This window comes from Paenibacillus sp. 32352, from assembly GCF_002042965.1.
GTDB lineage: Bacteria > Bacillota > Bacilli > Paenibacillales > NBRC-103111 > Paenibacillus_S > Paenibacillus_S vulneris.
The window spans coordinates 686,366-705,176 of the sequence record NZ_MZNT01000002.1; the positions used below are offsets into that span (position 1 = coordinate 686,366).

Annotated in this window: 18 protein-coding genes and 1 pseudogene; 15 read left to right on the plus strand and 4 right to left on the minus strand. The window is 46.3% G+C overall.

The features are described 5' to 3' along the window. Window positions 1-11 precede the first annotated feature (11 nt). The 6 genes from B1728_RS07285 to B1728_RS07315 all read left to right on the plus strand — a co-directional run bounded on the left by B1728_RS07285 (window position 12) and on the right by B1728_RS07315 (window position 5,088). A complete protein-coding gene (locus B1728_RS07285) occupies window positions 12-578 on the plus strand; it encodes a TetR/AcrR family transcriptional regulator (protein WP_079909511.1) in 567 nt (188 codons plus the stop codon). 336 nt (window positions 579-914) lie between these two features. Further along, a complete protein-coding gene (locus tag B1728_RS07290; RefSeq protein WP_079909512.1) occupies window positions 915-1,325 on the plus strand; it encodes a VOC family protein in 411 nt (136 codons plus the stop codon). A 40-nt stretch (window positions 1,326-1,365) separates the two neighbouring features. Further along, the gene (locus tag B1728_RS07295; RefSeq protein WP_079909513.1) at window positions 1,366-1,638 is read left to right on the plus strand and encodes a DUF2277 domain-containing protein; all 273 of its coding nucleotides are present in this window, start codon (window positions 1,366-1,368) and stop codon (window positions 1,636-1,638) included. Between the two features lie 347 nt (window positions 1,639-1,985). Then, entirely contained in the window at window positions 1,986-2,723 is a 738-nt protein-coding gene (locus tag B1728_RS07305) for a spermidine synthase (RefSeq protein WP_179135930.1), read from the plus strand. An 82-nt stretch (window positions 2,724-2,805) separates the two neighbouring features. After that, window positions 2,806-3,600 (plus strand): divergent polysaccharide deacetylase family protein, encoded by a 795-nt coding sequence (locus B1728_RS07310; RefSeq protein WP_079909515.1) that lies wholly within the window; start codon window positions 2,806-2,808, stop codon window positions 3,598-3,600. Window positions 3,601-3,870: 270 nt separating this feature from the next. Further along, a complete protein-coding gene (locus tag B1728_RS07315) occupies window positions 3,871-5,088 on the plus strand; it encodes a hypothetical protein (RefSeq protein ID WP_079909516.1) in 1,218 nt (405 codons plus the stop codon). A gap of 39 nt (window positions 5,089-5,127) precedes the next feature. Here B1728_RS07315 and B1728_RS07320 read toward each other — a convergent pair whose 3' ends face one another. The 3 genes and pseudogenes from B1728_RS07320 to B1728_RS36730 all read right to left on the minus strand — a co-directional run. Next, a complete protein-coding gene (locus tag B1728_RS07320) occupies window positions 5,128-6,387 on the minus strand; it encodes a glycoside hydrolase family 18 protein (protein ID WP_079909517.1) in 1,260 nt (419 codons plus the stop codon). 213 nt (window positions 6,388-6,600) lie between these two features. After that, window positions 6,601-7,344 carry a YheC/YheD family protein gene (locus B1728_RS07325; RefSeq protein WP_079909518.1) on the minus strand — a complete coding sequence of 248 codons (744 nt, stop codon included), beginning with the start codon at window positions 7,342-7,344 and terminating at the stop codon, window positions 6,601-6,603. Window positions 7,345-7,552: 208 nt separating this feature from the next. After that, a pseudogene (locus B1728_RS36730) lies at window positions 7,553-7,742 on the minus strand (Hsp20/alpha crystallin family protein); the annotation flags it as partial. A 13-nt stretch (window positions 7,743-7,755) separates the two neighbouring features. Between B1728_RS36730 and B1728_RS07330 the strand changes: the two are divergent. The 4 genes from B1728_RS07330 (at window position 7,756) to B1728_RS07345 (ending at window position 12,432) form a co-directional block, all read left to right on the plus strand. Beyond that, entirely contained in the window at window positions 7,756-8,325 is a 570-nt protein-coding gene (locus B1728_RS07330; RefSeq protein WP_079909519.1) for a histidine phosphatase family protein, read from the plus strand. 31 nt (window positions 8,326-8,356) lie between these two features. Further along, window positions 8,357-9,748 (plus strand): peptidoglycan DD-metalloendopeptidase family protein, encoded by a 1,392-nt coding sequence (locus B1728_RS07335; protein ID WP_256865268.1) that lies wholly within the window; start codon window positions 8,357-8,359, stop codon window positions 9,746-9,748. 287 nt (window positions 9,749-10,035) lie between these two features. Next, a complete protein-coding gene (locus tag B1728_RS07340) occupies window positions 10,036-11,364 on the plus strand; it encodes an ABC transporter substrate-binding protein (RefSeq protein ID WP_079909521.1) in 1,329 nt (442 codons plus the stop codon). 255 nt (window positions 11,365-11,619) lie between these two features. Then, complete coding sequence (locus B1728_RS07345) at window positions 11,620-12,432, plus strand: class I SAM-dependent methyltransferase (RefSeq protein ID WP_079909522.1); 813 nt, start codon at window positions 11,620-11,622, stop codon at window positions 12,430-12,432. Between the two features lie 155 nt (window positions 12,433-12,587). Here the strand turns inward: B1728_RS07345 and B1728_RS07350 are convergent, their stop codons facing one another. Continuing rightward, window positions 12,588-13,355, minus strand: a complete 768-nt coding sequence (locus B1728_RS07350; protein ID WP_079909523.1) for an SDR family NAD(P)-dependent oxidoreductase — start codon at window positions 13,353-13,355, stop codon at window positions 12,588-12,590. Between the two features lie 268 nt (window positions 13,356-13,623). Here B1728_RS07350 and B1728_RS07355 point away from each other — a divergent pair, with 268 nt between their 5' ends. The 5 genes from B1728_RS07355 to B1728_RS07375 all read left to right on the plus strand — a co-directional run bounded on the left by B1728_RS07355 (window position 13,624) and on the right by B1728_RS07375 (window position 18,787). Further along, on the plus strand, window positions 13,624-14,214 hold the full coding sequence (locus tag B1728_RS07355; protein ID WP_179135931.1) for a TetR/AcrR family transcriptional regulator: 591 nt from the start codon (window positions 13,624-13,626) through the stop codon (window positions 14,212-14,214). Between the two features lie 150 nt (window positions 14,215-14,364). Then, the gene (locus tag B1728_RS07360) at window positions 14,365-15,084 is read left to right on the plus strand and encodes a YebC/PmpR family DNA-binding transcriptional regulator (RefSeq protein ID WP_079909525.1); all 720 of its coding nucleotides are present in this window, start codon (window positions 14,365-14,367) and stop codon (window positions 15,082-15,084) included. 135 nt (window positions 15,085-15,219) lie between these two features. Continuing rightward, entirely contained in the window at window positions 15,220-16,284 is a 1,065-nt protein-coding gene (locus B1728_RS07365; RefSeq protein WP_079909526.1) for a stalk domain-containing protein, read from the plus strand. Between the two features lie 39 nt (window positions 16,285-16,323). Further along, the gene (locus B1728_RS07370; RefSeq protein WP_079909527.1) at window positions 16,324-17,115 is read left to right on the plus strand and encodes a GNAT family N-acetyltransferase; all 792 of its coding nucleotides are present in this window, start codon (window positions 16,324-16,326) and stop codon (window positions 17,113-17,115) included. Between the two features lie 91 nt (window positions 17,116-17,206). Further along, window positions 17,207-18,787, plus strand: coding sequence for a DUF5050 domain-containing protein (locus B1728_RS07375; protein WP_079909528.1), 1,581 nt, complete (start codon window positions 17,207-17,209; stop codon window positions 18,785-18,787). Window positions 18,788-18,811: the final 24 nt, after the last annotated feature.

Sequence of the window (18,811 nt, forward strand, 5' to 3'; positions counted from 1 at the left end):
AGGTAATGTATATGGAACAAGAAAAAAAAGAAGACTTACGAGTAAAAAGAACTCGTACGCTTCTTTCTCAAGCTTTACTTTCTTTAATGAATCGCCATTCGTTCAATTCCATTTCTGTGAAAGAAATTTGTGAAGAAGCGATGGTACATCGTGCTACATTTTATACCCATTTTAATGACAAATATGATTTAATGGCTTATTCATTAAAACGAATTGCTGAGGAGTTTCATTTTTTGGAGGGTGACATTGAAGAGTTTCATTCAAAATTATATGCTGTCGCTTTTAAATATAACCGATTATTCTCTCAGCTATTGGTAGAAGAAAGGGACTCATTAAGGTATGTCATAAGAAAAGAAATGACTACGGGAATGAAACAACATATTCTCATTGAACCTCAAAAAAATTCTACCTCTTCTGAAATTGTTCTTGAAGCTTTTGCCGGAGCAACTCTAGGAGTATTAAATTGGTGGATCGAGAATGGTATGACCCATAATGCTGAGGAGGTTTTTAACGAAATAAAGCAGCTATTCAATTGGGAGCATATCGAAAAGCTCCTTGATGTGTTGGGTAAGGAATAACAAAGGGAACCCAAACAGAGGGTGCCTTTAGCTATGTAGAACCGGCAGTATGGGTTCGTCATTTGGATTCGTACGCAAAACCTTCCCCTCCCAATAAATGGTTTCAGCTAGCGTAGTATTGCAATATTTTGGAGCAAGAAGATAATTGCTGGACTTGTGCTAATGCCAGCAACAAGTAGTGCTCATTGAAACTATGAGTGCTTTTTTTGCCCAATACCGCAATCCATAAGAAACCTCGATCGCACTTTAATGGTAAAGTAATATCTATCAGGAACATGGTTCCTAAGTTTCTTTCAAGTTTACCTATAGTAAAAATTTTAATAAGGTGGGATTAAGATGGCTTTAACATCTGATAATCTGTTTGTCAACTTACCGGTGAAGGATTTGAATCGGGCGATCGATTTTTTCTCGGCAATCGGGTTTGAATTTAACTCTCAATTTACGGATCATAATGCGGCTTGCATGGTGATCAACGACCGCACCTTCGTGATGCTTCTGGTAGAAGAATTTTTCCAGACGTTCATGAGTAAGGAAATTGCAAATACGGCGAAGAGCAGTGAAGTGATCATGGCTCTATCTGCCAGCAGCAGGGAAAATGTCGATAGCATTGTGGACAAAGCGCTGGCGTTGGGGGGAAGCGTATCCCAGGAGCCTGTCGATCATGGCTTTATGTATACCCGTAGCTTTCAGGATCCGGATGGTCACCTGTGGGAAGTTATTTATATGGATGCAAAAGCGATTCAATAATAGTACAATGGCATCATAAGCAAGATAAAAGGAGAGCCTTATGTGCCGAAATATCAAAACGTTATTTAATTTTGACCCGCCTGCCACCGAGAATGAGATTGAAGCGGCCTCGCTTCAGTTCGTCAGAAAGCTATCCGGATTTACAGCGCCGTCCAAAGCCAACGAGGAAGCCTTCCAGCTTGCCGTGGAGGAAGTGGCTGCTGCAGCCAAAAAGCTGCTGGATTCGCTGGTAACTAATGCTGATCCGCGGAACCGCGAAGTGGAAATCGAACGCGCTCGTGAACGGAATGCCAAACGATTTGGCCCCAAATGATAACTGAATTGTATCAGAGCAGAGATAGATCTATTGTGTCTATCTCTATTTTTACATATTTAGAATGTATACATAGGGGAGACTGAAATCATTGAAGAGGGGAGCTTGTTCATGATGGACCTTATCTGGTTCGCCTTAATAATTGTATTGATCCTTGCTGTTGGAGTAAGGTTCTGTTTACTGCGAAGCTCTTCGGCTAACTCGGTCAGAATGAAGTGGATGGGGTTAAGTCTCATCTCGATGGCACTTCTTCTTATGGCAATTGCAATTATGCAGTATTTAAGTGAAGACGCTCATAGCTATGGACATTAAAACATCATACATATCGAACGAAAGAGGTTTAATCATTGCAGCTGCTGCTAAAGGAAACAAGTGATTATAGTGAAGTCAGTGTTTACGAAACTACTCAATTGTACGGTGAGAAAGGAAAATTCCGCTGCCGCCAGTTCTCCGATCATGCCGTACAGGGAGCAATGGATTTGAAGGATCCGAAGCGCATCGTACTGGAATATCCAAGAGCGATCATCCATTTGATGGAGGCTAATAATTCGGAGTTTCACCGGGTATTTGTGATTGGTCACGGAATCGGTACCATTGCAGGGCATTATCCCGATAAGAGCTTTACCGTTGCGGAGGTCGATCGTCTTGTCGTGGAGCTGAGCAGACAATATTTCAGGTACTCTTACGATAATGTTCTTATTGGAGACGGAAGACAGCTGCTCAGCACTCAAGAATCCCATGCATGGGATTACGTGATTCTTGATGCGTTTAATCCAAAGGGAACCCCCGTCCACCTGTTGAGCTTGGAATTTTTCTCTATGGTTATGGAGAAGCTGACGAGCCGGGGTCTGTTTATTCTGAATCTGATGGGGAAAGCCAGTCAAGATAAACTGATCAACGCAGTGCATACGACCCTTCAAGAAACGGCTACTTATGTGAAAGCATTTGTGCTTCCCGGCAACAAGAAGACGGATCTCCACAACATCCTGCTTGTTGGCGGCAATAGGGCTATCGACTACAAGCTGAGTGGGATGGCAGGCTTCAAGGAACTGGATGTAGGACAAGGTCACACGATTAGGAATTAAACGGGCAAGTCCATCTAAATAAAACGGCGGTGTTTGAGACATGTTAATAAAATAGCTGGCCAGGAGGAAGGAGGGGCTAAGGATGAAGTATTGCAAGTTCTGGCTGCCATTGATGATGATCCTCATGGTCATCCCGCTGCATACGGTGCAAGCAAGCGAAGAGCCGCAAGCTTCCGCTGTGAGTAAACGCATCGCTATTGTCATTGATGACCTGGGCAACGGGATGCAGGGGACCGAAGAGATGATGACCATGCCGTTTCCTTTGACGGTCGCCGTCATGCCGTTTCTTCCCACGACCCGACAGGATGCGGAACGGGCTCATCAGGCTGGTCATGACATACTGATTCATCTGCCCATGGAGCCGCTTAAAGCAAATCATGACGCTCTAGGGCCAGGCGTTATTACTACCAAGCAATCCGAGGATGAAATCCGCCAAAGAGTGCTTGAAGCCATAACCGATGTACCCTATGCAGTAGGGATTAACAATCATATGGGCTCTAAGGCTACCGCGGATAAACGGGTAATGAAGGTTGTACTGCAAATTTGTAAGGAGAAGGGACTGTTTTTCCTCGACAGCAAGACGAATTACTGGAGTGTTGCAGCTGAAGTAGGGAAGCAGGTTGGCGTCCCGGTACTGGAGAATCAGCTTTTCCTGGACGATCGAACGAGTAAGTCCAGCATCAAGAAACAGATGAGAGGAATACTCGATTTATTGAAGCATCAGGATCAGTGCATTGCCATAGGCCATGTAGGCCGTCCAGGCAAGAACACGTCCTCCGTTCTGAAGGAATCTTACCCGGACATGACGAAGGAAGCGGAATTTGTGACCGTATCGAAGCTGCTTAAGCCGGATGCTCCTTTACCGATAGGCCCATGATGGAGCTAGAACAGATTCCAAAAAATAGACCACCAGCTGAATGAATCAGTTGATGGTCTATTTTTTGACTGTTCCCGTTGACTGCAAGGAGGAGGTCCTCGCTATATTCTATGCACCAATAAATTCCATCATGACACTTTGATCGATTCTCTTGGGCAATATGCAGCAGACAGAGGATCGAGACTGCATCATTGGAATACATATCCCGGCCCTTTGTTGAAAATGATAAACATATCAATGTTAGGCTTACCAAATGGGGGTAATGGTTCCATGCTGTATAAACGTTTGATCCTGGCACTTCTTCCTTTAATGTTGATTTCCTTGCTATGTGGGCATCCCTCCATGGCTTTTTTCAAAGAAAAACAAGCCGATCCCGTTATCAGCCTTATCGTGCGAACGGCACCAGACGCTGAAATAGAGAGCAGACTTGATATCCGCAATGAAGGGATAGCCCAAGCGTTTAAAAAGGGGCGCTATGAAGAAGGTCCCTCACCTGCGGGACTCACGGATATGTATGTGGTAGTCCGTACCCAGCCAGAACGCCATTTCCGGTTGGAAGCTTCCGGAGCCCTCTGGGACGAGGAGCGTTCGAAACACCTGGTCCTCCCGAATAAAGCGTCAGAGACCTTGAAGCAATATGCGATGCAGCTTAGAGGACAGCACTATGGCAAGCTTGTTTCCTGGAAGGATGCCCAGCGGATATTTCCCAGAAAGAGCATATTTTCCATTACGGACGTGGAAACCGGGTTGACATTTCGAGTACAACGCAGGGCCGGGAGCGCTCACGCGGATGTTCAGCCGATAAGCAAGAAGGATACCAGCATAATGAAACAAATATATCATTCCGGCTGGAGCTGGAAGCGCAAAGCGATATGGGTCCATTCCGGCAAGGAATGGATTGCCGCTTCCATGAATGGAATGCCTCACGGCGGGGATGGGATTCCCGATAATGATTTCTCAGGACATTTCTGCGTTCACTTTCTGGACAGTACAACCCATAAATCGCACCACCCGGATCTGGCTCATCAATTGATGGTCTATAAGTCTGCAGGCGAGCTGAATACCTTTTTGGCTGCCGCTTCTCCCCGAATCCTTGCAGAAAGCTTTATCGAAGGGTTAGATCATCAGGATACGGGAATTATCCAAAGGGTCTCGGAAGGAGTACCGAAAGAGAGCATGGATAAAGTTCTTCCTGAATTGCAAGATTTGTTGTCCATTCAAGTCCATAAAGAACAGACAAAGAAAAAAAGAAATACGGCAAAGCCGGAAATCGAACCTGATCCTTCCGCCCTGAAAGCGGATCTTCAATTATCGGTCACTATGGAAAGGAAAGGACTACAGAAGCAAGGAAGAACATTCAGCTTTTCTTTCAGCCGGGATATAGCGCAGTCTCCATGGCGTATGACCAGTATCAGCCTCGTTGACAAGAAGAAGCCTGAAATTCAAAAGAAAGATAATACGAAACTCAAAAAACGTTCCCGCCGTTAAACTACGGTATACGCTCGAGGAACCCCTTCAGCTTACAACTCATACCCTCTTGACTCTGAAAAAGTTGGTTAAGAGCCAAGGACCTTCCGGAAAGCCTAAGGTGAGCTGCCATGCACCCACCCCTTGAAGCGTATACTCACGGATTAACAGCATTTTCATGCTGACGCTTCTCGCGTCTTCAAACCATACGACATGCTGCTGACCGTTCTCGTCGACATATTCGAAATAAGGGGCCTGGTATGTAGTAGAATATTGTATGGGAACTTGGAAGCGCATGGCCAATTCGACTGCTGACTGGTTAGATAGTGCCTGGGCTATAGAGCCGGGCTGATAGGGGACTTCCCAGTTGTATCCATAGAAGGGGATGCCGATTAGCAGCTTATCTCTTCTTACATATTGCAGCGAATACTTTATAGTTCTTCGTATCTCATCGATTGGGGCTACAGGCCCGGGTTCGCTGGCTGCATGATGCCAGTCATACGTCATAATAAACATTAAATCGACTACCGAACCGATGGCACCATAATCGTAGCCCAGCAGCCAAGGGATATCGTCGCTTGTTTTGGCAGGAACCGCTATTGTCATCCAATACCCTTCTGGTTGCAGCCGCTCCTTAAGAAGCCGAAGAAATCCGGAGAACAAATCTCTATCCTCCGCGGCAACTCTTTCAAAATCAATATTGACCCCTGCGTAGCCTCTCGTTGTTACAATCGAATAAATATTGTTAATCAGATTGCTTCTGGCTGTCGGATTATTTAATACCTGATGTGTGAGTTCGGTACTGAACCCCGTTTCGGTCAAATTCGTGATGGTAGCCAGCGGGTTAACCCTTCGGCTCCAAGCTGTTTGAATAGCCGTTGAATCATCTAAAAAGTTTAAAGAGCCATCCGATGAAAAGTGATATTCAAATAGGGAGATGAACGTAGCATACGGAGCAAAATCGTTGATTAATGCCTGGTCCAAGGCTGGGGAACGAAGGGCATAATAACCTAATGCAGTAATATAGTAATTGGATATGTCGGGAATGGTTATTTTCATACCTGGCATCAATTCGTTGGGATTGACAGAAGGGTTAGCATTGATCAAGGATTGGAAAGGGACGTAAGCCATTCTGGCGATAGAATACATGCTATCTCCCGGCTGCACCGTATATACGTTGAGAGGGATCAGGAGTGCCTGGCCCGGAACGATATTGGTTTGGGAGAGTCCGTTCGCCAGTCGAATCCGATCCAAGTCAATTTCGTACTTTATGCTGATCCTATACAATGAATCACCCGGCTGTACGGTATAGATGAACAAGGCTGGTGCCTCCTTCGCTTAGTGAAGTAATGCTTTAGTCTATTCCCGTGCTGTATTAATTATTTATACCAAGCTTCCAAAAAAAGTGAATACTTGGCATACTCCATTCGTATCATTTGCCATGGCTTGACCGTTTCCAGATAGTCGTAAACGCGGATGCAGCAAAATCAGCCCAATGCTCTAAACAGAGACACTGGGCTGATGCTGAAGGATTTAATATTTGGCATACTGCATGATTCGCCGGTACATCGTTTTATCCTTCAAGGCTCGGAATATCTTTGTATCCGGTCTTGTATTCACCTCGAGAATCCAGGGTTTCATGTCACTGTCAATGGCTATATCGACTCCGAACGCTTTATTGCTGCGGTAGCTATGTCCAAGCACAATGCTTGCTTCCTTGCCGATTTGCTCCATGCTTTGAATAAAGGAGGCTTGCTCGTCTCCCGTTAGGTGGGAGGAGAGCAGGGTCTCGACAGGCAGGGGTGTCCCGCCGCTATGAAAGTTAGTAACAATTTTCCCTTGTTTGGCCAAGCGGCCAATAATCCCGGTCACCTCGAATTGCTTATCCTTGTTCTTTTGTACCATAATTCTAAGATCGAAGGCCCTCTTGTTATGTTGTAGGAGCCGGATTCCTTGCTGTGCGACATATCTGTAACGGGTGAACCATTGGTGATGGGGACGGTATGCCGCATCGAGAGAATGGTAATACCTTGTCGTTGTACCGCTCCGCAAAATGTATTGATCTCCTTTTTTGGTCAGCTTATAGATTCCATAGCCGGAGGCGCCTTCATCGGGCTTTAAATAAACCGTACCGTATTTTTCCAGCATAGAGCCGATATTCGCTTTCGTTGCAAGCCTTGTATCAGGCAAGTAGGGACGGATAGAGCTGTATTTTTTCATAAAACGATATTTTCCCAGCTTCCCCCATTTGAATTTTACTTTATTCCTGTATCCCATTCTGAGGCCTCCTACATCATCGCTGATGTACTATATGCTTTCGGGTGAATACAGGGAAGAGGCCGACGATTTTTCCGCAAATGCCCGGGAAAACGGTTCCAAACTGGATGAATAATAGAATAAACTTCAACATGGCAGGAAATTCCACAGCTAGGGGAGAAGTAAGTATTCAATCCGGAACGAAAAATGACAAAAAAAGACCAAATTATCAGATTAACCTGGTCTTTCCCAAATACCGGTTTCGAAATTGCATGCGTACTTCCAGAACGCCATTCTTGTAGGTCGCTTTGACATCATCGGAAGAAACCGGAGCCGGCAAGCCCGATCGAGCGATGAAAACGGCCGACATAACGCTCCTGTCTATGCATATTTTGCTCTTTCGATTCGGATACCCTGTTTGCAGGAGGTAACATGAGAACGAATTTGTATATGGTAAGGCATGCGGAATCCCCATTTGAATTCGGTAAAGAAAAGAGTCGCGGCCTTTCGGAGGAAGGCATGACAGCGGCTCGACGAGTTGCAAGTATTTTCTCAACTATTGAGGTCCATTATATTGCGTCCAGCTCGTATACCAGGGCTATACAAACCGTTCAGCCGTTGGCAGAGCAAGCAAACATCCCGGTCATCGAATATGACGGGCTGATCGAGCGGCCCATCAAAGGGTTGGATACAAAGGCGCCATGGGACGTATTGCTGGAGGCTATCCGCCGATCCTTCGAAGACAAGGATTACGCACTCGAAGGCGGGGAGTCAACCCGTCAGGCACAGGAAAGAGCGATTCCGGTCATTGAGAAGCTGCTGGAGGAGCAGAAGGGGAACAACATAGTCCTGGGGACCCACGGAAACATCATGACGATCATAATGAATTACTATAACGAAGCCTACGGGTTCGAATTTTGGGAACAGATGTCGATGCCGGATATTTATAAGTTAACCTTTGATGGAAATAAATTGGAGAACGTAGAAAGGCTTTGGGCATGAGACCACCACATAGAGAAAGGGGGAATTGGTGGTGCAAAAGCATAACAGTCGAACCGCTGCTCACAAAGCAAGGAAAATAAAGTATAGGCTGCTTCTGCTGAGCTTGTTTGCCGTATCGGCGGCCGGTGCAGCGGTGTATTCCTTATGGGACGGGGAGCGTTGGGTACTCCCGCTTCGTCCGCAAGAGCAGACGGCTCCACAGCCTCCGAAGGTGAAGCTGCCGATTGAATTTGCCATGACGGATCTGTTTCACGGGTGGATAAGGTATGAAGATCACGTAATGGAAACGACCAATGGCGGCGAATCCTGGACCTTGTCAGAGATGACGGCTGTACCGGCCTCCGTTTCGCCCGAAGGTTCGGAGAATGGGGAGTTCCGCTTTCTGAAGGAGCCTAAGGTTTTGTCATCTATTGTGGTTCAGACAAAAGAATATCCTGTAAAGCAGCTCCAGTTCATGACGGATCGGGTAGGATGGGCGCTTGTCAATGATACCGGGGAGGCGGGGAGCAAGCTGCTGCTCACAACGGATGGCGGTGCCAGCTGGCATTCGGAAGTTACGGGAGCTGTTAAGGAAGCTCTGACCCAAGAAAAGCTTCTGCTTGAGCAGCGTAACAAGGAATCCCGGCTGTATGCCTCCCTGGATCAAGCCAAGCTCGCTTTTCAGTCGGAATGGCTGCTGCTGCCTGAAACCGTCAATCAGGGAGACGCTGTGCTTGTTCGCCACAATAAACCGGATAAGCTGGAATGGCAGGGCAAGAGTTATTCATTGGAGCCATTTGGCGCAGGTTATTTCACCTATTTACCGATTCCAGCCAATATGAAGCCTGGAGATTATCCTGTTGGAGATCAAATCTTGAAGGTCACTAGCCAAAATTTCCCTAAGCAGTATCTTCAGGTCTCAGAACAGCTGGAAAGCATGAGGCAGGATACCAAACGAATCGAAGCAGACCAAGTCAAAATTGATGCGGCAAGAAGCCGTTCGCAGCCTGAATTTTTATTCGATTCCGCTTTCCTGAAACCGGTCGAGGGGGTGCTTACGACACCTTACGGCCACACCCGCTATGTAAACGGGAAGCTCAGCGGCTCGCATTTGGCGCTCGATCTGGCCGCCAAGCAGGGGACTCCCATTAAAGCGACCAATGATGGCGTTGTGGCTTTGGCGGACAATCTCTATTTGACGGGGAACTCTATCTATATTGACCATGGAATGGGCTTGTTTTCCCAATATGCTCATATGTCGGAATTGCGGGTCAAGACGGGAGACAAGGTGAAGAAGGGCGATATTATAGGGCTTGTCGGATCGACAGGCTTCTCTACGGGACCGCATCTGCATTTCACATTCTGGGCACATAATGTTCCGGTCAACCCGAATTTGTTCTTTGATACAATGCCATTTCAATGGACAGCCAAAAACAAAAAATAATTAATTACATTAATAATCGTGGCGAAGGCGGGCTGCTGGAAGGCAGCCTGTTTTTCGTTTGAGGACCCCCTCAGCAGCTCGTAGATTCATAGATTATTCTTTCACATCAGCGATATATAGTTAATGATATTAACAATTAATGATATAAATAAAAAATGAAAGCGCTATACTTCCCTTCTTTTCTCCATATGAAGATGGGGTTTCTCCATAGTGGCGTTTTTTCATGCTGTGTAGAATAAGTACTAAGAAGTTCCTATTTATTTATCAATACAGGGAGGTCTAAACCGATGAGAGGATATGGATGGAAACGATCTGGTATGATGTTGGCTGCCGCTGCGCTTATTGCATCCGGATGTACTGGCGGAGGAACCAAAGTGACTGAGGACAGCACCGCACCGCCGAAAATTAGTTCAGATCCTGTTACCGTTAAGCTGGCGGGAAGCAGGGGATTGTTCACGGATGAGGAGTTAAAGCTTTATATTATGGATCCTTTAGCCAAGAAGTACCCAAACATTACGGTTCAGTATATCAACACATCGGAAAAAGGCTTCGGGTTGAACGAACTGATTACAGCGGGTGATATCCCCGATATTGTGATGGGTTATGGAAGCACACTCCCTCAGCTTAAAGATCTGAACCTCCTGTACAATATGGACCCTCTCATCAAGAAGTACAACCTCGACTTGAACCGGATTATCCCTGAATTTCTGGATTATATCAAAGTGAATGGAAGGAGCGATTTTCTAGGCGGACTGCCTGCTTACAATAATGCGTTCGCGTTGTTTTATAATAAAACGCTGTTTGACAAATTCGGCGTACCTTACCCCAAAGACGGAATGACCTGGGAAGAGGTCGGCGATTTGGGCAAAAAAATAACCAGGAATTTTGACGGCATCCAATACCGCGGCTTCTTCCCCGATGGAGTGGCTCGTATGGCCGCTCAAATCAATCTGTATCAAATGGACAAGGATAATAAATCGATCATGGCGACGGAGCCTTGGAAGAAGGCCTTCGAGCTGTGGAATTATATTTACAATTATCCGGGTAACTCGGACGAACCGTTCAATACGATCAATTTCGGAAATAACCAGGCTGCCTTTCTTAAGGGTGAGCTTGCTATGATTGCAGGCTACAGCAGTACGTTAAATGCGCTTCGCAAAGCGCCTGATGTGAACTGGGATGTGGTAACGTATCCGCAGCATAAAGACAAGATGGGTTACAGTACCGGGGTGGATACGCCGAATTTCTCTATCACGTCAAGCAGTAAAAACAAGGATGCCGCCTTCCTTGTCATAGAAACCATCTTATCGGACGAAGTGCAGCTCAATATGGCCCGGAACGGGAAGATGTCCGTGCTGGCCAATGAGCAGGTCAAACAGGAGTTCGGCAAAGGCATTCCGGAATTTGCGGGCAAAACCTACAACCTCAGCAGTATCCCTAGATTGAAGCCGTCCGTTAATAAACCACCGGTGTATACCGGCAGTGATACGAATAAAATCGTTATTGACGCTTATGAAAGCGTTTTAAAGAAAGAGGCGGATATCAACACGGCTCTGCGAGTAGCGGATGAACAGATGAACAATCTGGTTCAATCGAAGATAAAGATGGAAAAATGATTGGAAAATTCGGTAGTTAGATAGGATTCGGAGCTCCGTAAATCGGGGCTCTTTTTCATCCAGAGAGAATAAAAAAGGTGCTGTCAACCTACACAATTAATGGTATTCTATACAAGCTCCCTGACTTACATTTTCTAGTTGGTAAAATATCACACGAGATAGATAACATAATAAATATTATGTAAACAATTATTTTACCAAATAAAACCGTTCCTCAGTGTTAGTCATAAGTTTTTTTTAAAAGGAGAGTGTGTGATGGCCGAAGAATTGAAAAAGACCTTTAACGAGGTAGCGGAGCTTTATGATCGTGCACGAAATGATTATCCGGAAGAGCTGTTTGAAGAGCTGTTTCGGCTATCCGGATGCCACTCCGGGTCTGATGTGCTCGAAATCGCCGCCGGTACGGGCAAGGCTACCCTTCATTTGGCTCAACGGGGCTGCAGGGTGACTGCAGTCGAGCTGGGAGAAGAGCTGGCGTTGGTAGCGCGGCATAAGCTGGCCAAGTTCAGAAATGTGGATATCCAGGTTGGAGCTTTTGAAGAATGGGAAGCACCTTCTAAAGCTACTTATGATCTTGTAGTCGTAGCGACAGCCTTTCACTGGTTAGATCCGGAGGTTCGGTTTAAAAAGATTGCCTCTCTGCTGCGCCCGGGCGGTCATCTGGCCATTATTCGGTATCATCATGTGGCGGGAGGGGATCAGGCTTTTTTTGAACAAGTACAGCTGTGTTATGAGCAGTTCAAGACAAACAAGGCAAACAAGGCAAACAAGGCAAACAAGGCAAACAAGTTCACCCTTCCCCGGATCGAAGAACTCCAGCCTGAAACCTACGGGGCAGAATCGAACGAATGGTTCGATCCACCTGTCAGGCGAACTTATGTCAGGGAGGAAGTATATAACCGGCAGCAGTACCTAGATCTGCTATCCACTTATTCGGATCATCGAATGATGGGGGAGAAAGAGCGGCAAGGATTATTCCATTGTATCGGTCGGCTCATGGATGAAGGATTTGACGGTCAAATCCGGAAATGCTACCTGCATGAGCTGTTATTAATGCACAGGAGATAATCCTAGGATGGGGTTAACCACTTAGGCCAGGATCATAGAAAAACCGATGACTTGCAGGAGCCTTGCAGCGGCTTCCTTATGGCAAGTTCATCGGTTTTAATTTTAACCGGGGTATACTAAGAAATAAAATTTCGGTCAGTAGAGAGAACCTGAGCTTATTGTCCTATCATACCGCCGTCAACTGTGTACAGTGAACCGGTCACGAAGGAAGCTTCCTCCGACAACAGGAAGTTCATGACAGCAGCTACCTCTTGTGGTTCACCGTATCGTCCCAATGGAGTGGCTGCCTCATTCGCCGCTTTATACTCTTCCGCATGACCGGAGTTTGCTTCGATCTGACGCATCATCCGCGTATTAATCGTTCCTGGAAGAACGGCGTTGACGCGGATACCGAATGAGGCGAGCTCGTTCGCTGCAACACGGGTGAGTCCGATAACCGCGTGCTTGGACATGATATAGGGGGACATTCCGGGTGCCCCCATGAGACCGGCAAGCGAAGAGGTGTTGAGGATAGCGCCGGACTGCTGTTTTTTCATAACCGGAATAACATAGTGCAGGCCCAAGAATACGCCTCTCACATTGACATTATATACAAGATCGAGCGCTTTGACGCTTTGGTCCTCAATCAGTCCTGCTGGCCCCTCAATACCGGCATTATTGGCAAAATAATCGATGGCACCGAATTTCTCAACCGCTTGGTTCACGTAGTTTTGCACGTCTTCTTCTTTAGATACGTCAGCCGCTACGGCAAGCGAATTGGATTCATTCAAGCCCAGCTCCTGAATCACGTCACGCAGGGCCTCTTCTTTTAAGTCGACGAGAACTAGGTTCAGCTTGCGCTCTGCTAACCGGCGGGCAAGCTCTTTTCCGATACCGCCGGCGGCACCGGTGATGACAGCCGTTTTCACTTGTGTTGTGCTCATATATGATCGCTCCCTGTATATAGAATGAATAGAATTTTGTTAACTGACTACCTCTTAAGCTTACCTCTCATCCGGCCAAGCCTACAATAATCAATCCCCGGCGGTGTGTCATGTAATGAACATATGGAGTAGACGTTGTTCAAAAACTCATAGATTTTCTACAGAGTCTTATCCCGGTGTTGAATGCCCGGCAGCCATTACATTCGAATTTCATGAGCATCGCAAAATGGTTATAATAAGAGCATTACATTCATGGGGTGAGTGCTTGATGACAGAGGTTCAGATCGACCGAAGGGCGAAGAGAACTCGCCAAGCTATCAAATCTGCATTTGTGAAGCTGATATTAGACAAAGGCTATGAATCCGTTACGATTCTCGATATTGCCAACCAGGCGGACTATAACCGCGGCACCTTTTATAACCATTTTATTGGGAAGGAAGAGCTGCTCCAGGCTATTCATGATGAATTTCTGCAAGGCATGTCGGAAGCGCTGCTGGAGCCTTATAAGGGGCTCAAACGTGTGGATGCGACACAAATTATGCCTTCCGCTTTGCAGCTGTTCGAGCATATTGAACAACACAAGGATGAGTTTAAGGCGCTATTAACTGTAAACAGGGCGATGGTCCTGGAGCTCTATGATTTATTGCGTGAGTCGATGCGAAAAGACATGCATATCGAAATGGAGGAAAGCGATACTCCTATCGATTATGAAATCATGCTCAGCTACCGTATGGCGGCTACGATAGGCGTTATTATGTATTGGGCCGAAACCAATTTCAAATATTCTGCGGAATATATGGCCGAACAGCTGCTCTTGCAGGTGAATATGAGAATGGATTATATTGAATTCAAGCTCTAGCAATACATAGGAAACCAGGGAACAGCAGCCGTCTATGTCAGTTTATATAACAAATTCCGCTTCAATTTTTTGAATAATCATCAAACAAGTCCAAATCTATAACAAAATCGGTTATAATGTTATTGAATAAATTAAGAAAGTGGGAACAGTATGGGCCGCAAGTGGAATAATATTAAAGAGAAAAAAGCATCGAAGGACGGCAACACGAGTCGGATTTATGCGAAGTTCGGTATCGAAATTTATGTAGCCGCGAGAAAAGGCGAGCCGGATCCGGAATCTAATAGAGCGTTGAAAGTCGTTCTTGAACGGGCTAAGACGTACAATGTACCCAAATCCATCATTGACCGCGCGATAGATAAGGCTAAAGGAAGCTCTGAAGAAACCTACGAGGAGCTTCGTTATGAAGGCTTCGGACCGAACGGCTCGATGGTCATCGTCGACGCATTGACCAATAACGTTAACCGTACCGCCTCCAGCGTGCGCGCCGCTTTCAGCAAGAACGGCGGCAACATGGGCGTAAGCGGATCTGTTGCGTATATGTTCGACTCTACGGCTATTATTGGCGTTGCAGAGAAAACCGTAGATGAAGTCATCGAAATTATGCTTGAAGCCGATGTCGATGTTCGTGATGTGATCGAGGAAGATGAGAACGTGATCGTCTACGCTGAGCCGGATCAATTCCATGCCGTACAGGAAGCCTTCAAAAATGCCGGCATCCAGGAATTTACCGTTGCTGAAGTCACTATGCTTGCACAAAATTTCGTCACCCTGCCGGAAGAGGGACAAGCTCAATTTGAAAAAATGATCGATGCCCTGGAAGATTTGGATGATGTTCAGCAAGTGTACCATAACGTGGAACTGGCAGACTAACTTGTAATATAGACTTAACCCGCTTATTAGCGGGTTTTTGTTATTTTTGGCAATACATAGAAACCAACAGCCTTTACCCCGCGTCTATACCTATGGAAACGGCATGCTTCAGAACGCATGAAAGGAGCGGTTTCAATGGGAAGACTTTCTTTTTTCACCGGATTATGTGCAGGCATAGGATTGTCGTTATGTACGGCGGCAGCTGCTTCGGATACGATTCAGGCCATGCTTTTCCCCAGCAAAGTACACATTCTCCTGAACGGCTCCGTCAAGGAAATCAACGAGAACGAGGACCCCGTAATCAACTACAATAACAAAGCTTACATCCCTTTAAGGGCCTTTGCGGAAGCTATGGGAGCAGCGGTTCAATATCGCCCAACGGCCGATGGGACGAAGAATATCATTGATATTTACGCCGGGATGTCGGAGTCCGATTTCACCTCGCAGGATCCGGAGGGCTACGTAAGCCTGGCTCAGCCGAGCATCCAATATGCAGGCAAGAATAATCAAACGGGATTTACAGATCTCATAATGAGTGGATTTTTAAGGGTTAACCAAGACTTGTTCAATAAAAAAATACAGCTGGATATACTGGACCAGCAAGACCAAATTATCGGCTCAACGGATATGGACTTTTTTAATGATTTGCAGGAGGGGGATATCGTACCGCTGAATCAAACGATTCATGTTCGTGGCGACATGCATTCCTACCGGATACGGGTAAACGATTCATGGTCCATGACGACAACAACGGGCTACCATGATGGGATGCTGTTAATGGATGAAGGGCTGGTGTTCGGGATGGGGAGGCTGGATCCGGCACGCAAAGGGCTGGTGCATAGCCTGCAGTTTAAAAACCAAGGAACACAGCCGATCCGCATAGAGCCGCTCCATATCGAATATCAAATCGTCAAGGTGGAACCGGCAGGGGATCGGCCTTTGTTTCAACATAAGCTGGCTCCGTTGGAGGGAACGGTACCGGTCTATGCGTGGTATGATGCCAAGCTTCCCGTCTGGGATTTGAAGGATCTGGATGGCCGATTCGTAGCTCCCGGGAAATATGCTGCGCAAATCATTCTTCCTGACTCCTTAACCTATTGGACGGAGGGAATAAGCGAGCCCCAATATCTTAACAAGCCGTCGCGGTTTGTAAGATGGGAGTACGATATCACACAATCCGATTTGGACGCTATGAAATAGAGCTATTTTAACTCAGCTGGTAAAGGGGCTGACGGGGGAATGGGACGATCCAGTAAGCTGCAGAGGGTGGTGCAACTTTTAAGCGGCCATGTTCTGGAGAATATCACGATGCTTAAGATGCTGGAAGCTTACAGAGATTCCATAGAATGCAGGCTGTTGGAGCGGGGAGAGGAGTGGGCGCTCACCCTATGCTTGCCAGTATGCTGCTCATCCTATGATCGCAGAAGCTATCCGGAGGCGGAATCCATTAATATGATCGCCGGATCGGAGCAAGGACTAATGGATGAGCTGTTGGGCGGGCTGCCTCTTGGGAAGCCTTTGATATTTAAATGCCAGAAGAAGGAGTACCGCGAGTGTATCGAGGCGAGATTTAAGGTAACATTCATGCGGTCTTTTTATACCTATTCCCGGTTGGTTCCGGTTCCCAACATGGAGATATCCGGGGACATTGAAGAAAGCGGCTATAATGAAAGCCTGGTTTCGCTATGGATGAATAACGGATATGACCGGCAGGAATTACTGGCCATGTTTCAGCGTGGAGCCAGATCTTACACCCTCTATACAGCGGGAGAACCGGTAAGTACGTGCTTGACCTATTACAACTATGACAATGTATGGGAGATCGGAGCTGTCTTTACCCGTGTTGACCAACGTGGAAAGGGTTATGCAAGAAGGGTGGCTGCCGCAGCTGTCAATCGTCTGTTGGAGAGGAAGCTTGTCCCAAGATATCAGGTTCTCGATAGCAACAGGGCATCCATCAAGGTGGCGGAAGCCTTAGGTCTCTCGCGGGTCGTTACCTTAGAGCATCTCTATTACGACGGGAACACATAACTGCAGAATGAAGTTCCGAGGTGCAACAAAGCTAACGATTCGGCGTCTAATGCTTAAGTGTTGAACATCGAGAGGAGATGGGTTACAAGCGATGAAGAAAAAATATCTATGGGTCGGTCTTTTGGCCTTATGCATAAGTACGGGAGCTGCTCCCTGGAACAGCTTCGCGGCGGATACCGGTGTTCGGGTATCTTTGCCCGACTTCAACGTTCAATTAAACGGTAATCAAGTTGATAATCCCTACCGCCAATATCCGCTATTGGTTTATAAGGACATCACCTATGTTCCAATGACCTGGTATGACTCCCGGCTTCTAGGTTTAAAAACCGACTGGTCAACGAAGGAAGGACTAGGCATCGCCAAAGACAAGGTAGCTTCCTCTTACGAGGCCTATCAGACGAACCGTAAAAACCCTACGAGCATGAAGGCAACCATACCTGATTTCGATATAACTATTAATAATAAAATAATAAACAATGGAACGGAGCCCTATCCATTATTAAGCTATAACGATATCATTTATTTCCCGTTGACCTGGAAATTCGCTCATGACGAGTTCGGATGGCAATATGATTGGAATCCATCCAACGGGCTCTCGATCCGATCCGATAATACGCAGGTAGCTGCTGTACCGCTGCCGGATTATGCCGGGGATAATGATGTTGCTTTGTATAAAGGGTATTATTATTTCGTAAAAACTACGGGAACTACGAACGAGATATACAGAGCTCCAGTACAAGATACCTTAAAGACCCAATTGGTGTATTCGTACGAAGTAAGTACCTCGAAAGGCTTCAATAAGCAGTTGGATTTTTTTATAAAGGACGACGGTCTATGGTTTTCCTATCATAACGGCGGGGCGATAATGGGATCGGATGTCTACTGCAAAGTGAAGGAGGACGGAACGGCCGAACAGGTACATCGGGGATATTTCGATATCAAAAGCACCTCATACGGCAATCTGATCGTCAATCTATCCGTTCCACCAAGTGGCAATAATCTCATCCTGGTGCCAGATGGAGAAGACGCGGCCAACGGCAAAAGCATTGGCAATCCGAATTTCATTTATGGATGGCATATTGCGGATGGTTATGCGGGCAACCGCTCGACGACTGTGATCGGGGATAACGCGTATATTATGGCGTCCTCTTATCCGGTTGACTTGAATAAGGGGCAGCTTAATCAGATCTACCGTTTGAACTTGAAAACGAATGAAATCGATACGATCGTTAATGCAGCGGTGAGTCATTTTAAAATAATCCATAATAAGCTGTATTATGTGAAGGATGAGGATCATTTCTTGTATTCCTCCAATCTGGACGGAACCGGGGAGCAGAAAGTATCTCATAACCCGGCAGGGAATTGGTATGATGAAATTGACGGCAATTTGTTTTATATAAGTCAAGATGCCAATGGATCAACTCGTCTGTATAAAGCTGAACCGTCGCAAACGGATACGCTGTTGGTAGAGGAATCGCTGGAAGGCGTCGAACGTATGAACGATCAAGTGATCTGTAAAATTTCCGCAGGCGGAGATTACGGGCTTAAGGTTCTTGATAAAACCGGAAAGCTGCAGTTGTCCGTCACCGATCCGGTATCTCGGCTGTTTGCCTATGACAACCATATTGTATTCGTATCAGCGAAAGATCAATCGGTGAAACAAATTTACTAACACAAAATAACGAACATCTTGAGA